Origin of the sequence: Providencia sp. PROV033, assembly GCF_028484855.1 — a bacterium.
GTDB lineage: Bacteria > Pseudomonadota > Gammaproteobacteria > Enterobacterales > Enterobacteriaceae > Providencia > Providencia alcalifaciens.
Genome location: NZ_JAMPSW010000164.1, coordinates 1 through 4,167 on the forward strand (window position 1 = coordinate 1; position 4,167 = coordinate 4,167).

The following is a 4,167-nucleotide window of genomic DNA, read 5'->3' on the forward strand; positions in this document are numbered from 1 at the left end:
AATTTTTTAGTTATTTAATCATCACTTGATGTATTTTCAACCAATTAATTTATTTTTAATGAAAATGCATATTAACGACTCTTCTTCATTGATTTCTTTTTTTATGATATTTTTTGCTTGTATCTATATGAAAAATTTAACTTTAAATTTAAGTGCTCATTTTTTAGCACAATTGGTCAAATATATGTTGGATATTTTTACTGACTTTCCAGACTTAATCAAAATATGGATAAAATCCAATCTCTCAGTATTTGGTTACTAATTAATCACGTTTAATCTGGGATTATTGACCTGACTCACAGTAATATTTTTTTTATGCGTAATTTCTGCATTTTCATTTTTTATATTGAAAGGAAATTTATTTTTCTATTTCGATTATTATTTGGTCGAATAAATTAATTAGGAAAATTTCGCTTTATTTCGCTATTTAACATTTGAATACTTTTTAAACTTACAAAAAATTAGTTAATAAAATGTTAAATTGGTAAATGAAATTTTGAGTAACGAAATAATATATATAAGAGGAGGTGCCATTGGAGGGGTTATGGCAGGTAAAAATACCTCCTACCTTCGTCATGTGACGAATTTGGGAGGTATTTTTGACGTTATTGGCTCAATGCATCTGCTACCGCTTTAAAGCGGGCAAACTTATCCCGTAACTGTAAGTGAGCCGCTTGGCTTGGCTGATATGCTGTGATTTTTGGGGTGCTGGATGAAATCGCAGCATCAAATCCAGTGTAATAGCCGGAGCCGACAGCGGCACATAGTGCTGCCGCTTGGCAACCTGATTGCTGAACATCGACAACTTCTAGTGGTAAATTGCTTGCATCACAGAACATCTGCATCCACAGCGCAGAGTTAGTCGGTCCGCCAGTAAAGCGGATAGCTTGAGTGCAATTATCGATACCTACAATACGATCTTGATGCAGTAGATGAGAGAACACTATTCCTTGGTAAATCGCGTAAGCGATATCCCCCTCAGTATGATGAGAGCTTAAACCAAGCAATCCACCATGCAGGTTACTGTGATAATTGGAACCATACAGCCAAGGGAAAAACAGGATGTCATTCTGCCGAGTTGCACCTTCCGCAACACATGCGTTAAGCACGTTATAATCCTGCAAGCGTTGGTTGAAAAAATGTCGCGTAAACCAAGCTAGATTACTGGCGGAGGTTGGGCTTCCTTCGTGGACAAAATAGGTGCCTGGAATACAATATTTTCCCCAAACATAAGGATAATCAGCAGGCATAATTTTGTCGAAAACCCGTGTTGAAATAGTCCAGGTTCCCGCCACTGCGCTCAGCTTATCTTTTTGGCTGACACCGGATGATAACGCCGCACCGACCACATCAAAGAAACCACCAAAAACGGGCGTGCCTTCTTGTAAACCGCAATCTTTGGCTGCTTGGGTGGTGACGCAACCCGCCGATTGTGCGGAGTTGATAACTGGTGCTAATTTTTCATTAGCTTCTTCAATGCCAAACAATTCACACAGTCTAGGGTCATAGCTGGATGTGGTTGGGTTATATAATTGGCTACCTGAAATATTGGTTTCTTCACAAGTGAGCTGGTCAGTCAACCGGTAACGAATATAGTCGTGAACCATTAAAACGTAGCGGCCATCACGGTAGCTATCGGGCTCATGTTGTTTTAGCCAATTCAGCAGTGCAACTGGGTGCGATGCCCACAGTTGCTGCAAGCTGAGTGGGTATGCTTGCTCTGCGGTGCCATTTTGATGCCATTGGTCAACAATCGCCTGTGCGCGGGAGTCTGAAGAAACGATCCCGTTCCTGACGGGTTTTCCGTGCTTGTCTAGCAAATACAACCCTTTGCCGTGAGAGGAAAAGCTCACTCCCGCAATTTGTGAAGCATGTAGCTGGCTTTTGACTATGGCCTCACGGATCACGCCGCAGGTGACTTGCCACAGTGTTTCCATATTGCGTTCACTGAACCCAGCTTGTGGGCTTTCTGTTGGGAAAGGATGCTCAGCCACGACAATCTCTTGACCATCAGGGCTGTAGATCCCCGCTTTGATAACGGTGCCTCCGAGGTCAACACCCATGAAAAATGTGCTCATTGTGTGCTCCTTAATTTCCCCAGCCCGCTTGTTGCATTTTATCTTCAATCCAATGGCGCGCCTTGATGATCTCAATCAGCGGTTCATCGGCTTTTTCCGTCCACATTTCAATTAAGAAGGTGCCACGATAATTGAGCTGCTTAAGCTGTTTGAACAGTGCCACGAAATCCACGCATCCTTCGCCGAATGGCACATCACGGAATTGACCTTTGCAACTGTCTGTTACGGCGTAGGTATCTTTCAGATGCAGAGCAACAATATTTTCGATGCCTTTGGTTAACTCGGCAGCCACATCACTACCCCAAGCGGTTAAGTTACCGACATCAGGATACACTTGGAACCATGGTGAGCGAATTTTATCGGCAAGGGCTTGCCATTTAGTAATCGAATTCATAAATGGCGTATCCATGATTTCGACAGCGCACATCACCTGAGAAGCCGCGGCAATTTCAGAGACCCATTTCATGCCTTCTTCAAAGCGGGCAATGGTGCCTTCATCTTGTTCTTCGTAATACACGTCATAGCCAGCCAATTGAATAGTACGAATACCAAGGTCTTGTGCCAATTTGATGGCTTTTGTCATTAATTCACGAGCTTTTTGACGCGTATTTTCATCATGGCTACCAAATGGAAAACGGCGGTGGCCAGATAGACACATTGTTGGAATGCGTACTTGTGTTTTCTGGATAGCGGCGACAATTTCAAGGCGTTGTTCCAAGCTCCAATCTAAACGCGCTAAACGCTCATCCGTTTCATCAACCGACATCTCAACAAAATCAAATCCAGCGGCTTTCGCAATAGCTAATTTTTCGCTCCAGCTGCTGTGCTTTGGAAGGGCTTTTTCGTAGATACCAATCGGATTTTTTCGTGAAGTATTCATCTGTATTCCCTGTCAGTTAATTTTGTACGGATGCTTTGTTGAGACGCTGATTACGTGTCATTGCACGCTTAGCGCTCCATTTTTCTTTAAAGAATTTGAAGGCGAGTGCGAGGATTAAGGTGATGCGATCTGAGATTTCTTTCACTTCTTCTAATCGGTGACTCACAAAAACGACGGTGATGCCCTTATCTTTTAAATAATTCACCGTGGAGAGAAGTTGATTTACTTCTGTGCGTGTCAATGAGGCAGTTGGCTCATCCATAATCACTAAGCGAGCTTCTGCCACGAGCGCACGGCAAATAGCGACTTGTTGGCGCTGTGCGATAGGGAGGAACTGTACTGGTGTGTCTGGGTCGATCGTAAATTCAAGTTCTTTGAGGATTTGTAGCGCTTTTTCCCGAATTTTTCCCTTTTGGAACCAACCAAAATAACCGTTTAGGTTTAGCTCAAAAGCGATGTTTTCAGCCACCGTTAAATTAGGGAATAGAGATAAATCTTGGTAGATAACTTGTACGCCAAGCTCTCTGGCTTTGTCCGGCGTTAAACGGGTGTAGCGCTTGCCATCGATTTCAATTTTGCTACCTTCATCGGGAGCGTAAACGCCGCTGATGGTTTTGATTAATGTGCTTTTTCCGCAGCCATTGGTGCCCGCTAAACAGTGAACTTCACCTTTGTTCAGCGTTAAGTCGATATTGCGTAATGCACGATGACCACCAAAGCTTTTGGAAAGATCCCGTAATGTGATGAGAGGGGAGTTTTTTTCGGCTGTCATAGTGGAGTCCTGGTGTTGACTGTGTCGTCATATTCAGAGCGACAACAAACGCCATAACTGACCTAAAGGGGGAAAAGTCACGACGTTGTTGTCACTTAAACTATGTGGAACAAAAGAATACTGTTATCGTATTTTTATTATGTAGAGCGAACTTACAGACCGACTTCAACCAGCTTTTTGGTATTTTCAATATTCAGGTTAACGGGCTTATCACTGAGTATCGTGTTGCCACTGACTTTGATCTCACCCATATCACCAATGCTTACGCCATCTTTGATCTCTTGACCATTCATCTGCGCTTTCTGAGATTCAGCCATTGCCACGTTGGAAAATAGTGCTGCGCCCATTAAGCAAGGTAAAACTAATTTTTTCATATTCATCGTTATATTCCTCAGAGATGATGCGCATATGTAGCCATGCTCATCAACATAGAGTTC

At 42.8% G+C, this 4,167-nt stretch carries 2 protein-coding genes and 2 pseudogenes; all 4 read right to left on the reverse strand.

Annotation, left to right across the window (positions count from 1 at the left end; all coding sequences use genetic code 11):
• Window positions 1-605 precede the first annotated feature (605 nt).
• Window positions 606-2,078 (reverse strand): FGGY-family carbohydrate kinase, encoded by a 1,473-nt coding sequence (locus PSF16_RS16790; protein WP_006662494.1) that lies wholly within the window; start codon window positions 2,076-2,078, stop codon window positions 606-608.
• Between the two features lie 10 nt (window positions 2,079-2,088).
• The gene (locus tag PSF16_RS16795; protein WP_006658479.1) at window positions 2,089-2,958 is read right to left on the reverse strand and encodes an L-ribulose-5-phosphate 3-epimerase; all 870 of its coding nucleotides are present in this window, start codon (window positions 2,956-2,958) and stop codon (window positions 2,089-2,091) included.
• A gap of 112 nt (window positions 2,959-3,070) precedes the next feature.
• A pseudogene (locus tag PSF16_RS16800) lies at window positions 3,071-3,730 on the reverse strand (ATP-binding cassette domain-containing protein); the annotation flags it as partial.
• A 152-nt stretch (window positions 3,731-3,882) separates the two neighbouring features.
• Window positions 3,883-4,029: pseudogene (locus tag PSF16_RS16805) on the reverse strand (autoinducer 2 ABC transporter substrate-binding protein); the annotation flags it as partial.
• Between the last annotated feature and the right edge of the window lie 138 nt (window positions 4,030-4,167).

What these genes read in the sequence shown, in the direction of transcription:
- PSF16_RS16790 (WP_006662494.1), bottom strand. Translation starts at nt 2,078, where the DNA reads ATGAGCACATTTTTCATGGGTGTTGACCTCGGAGGCACCGTTATCAAA.
- PSF16_RS16795 (WP_006658479.1), bottom strand. Translation starts at nt 2,958, where the DNA reads ATGAATACTTCACGAAAAAATCCGATTGGTATCTACGAAAAAGCCCTT.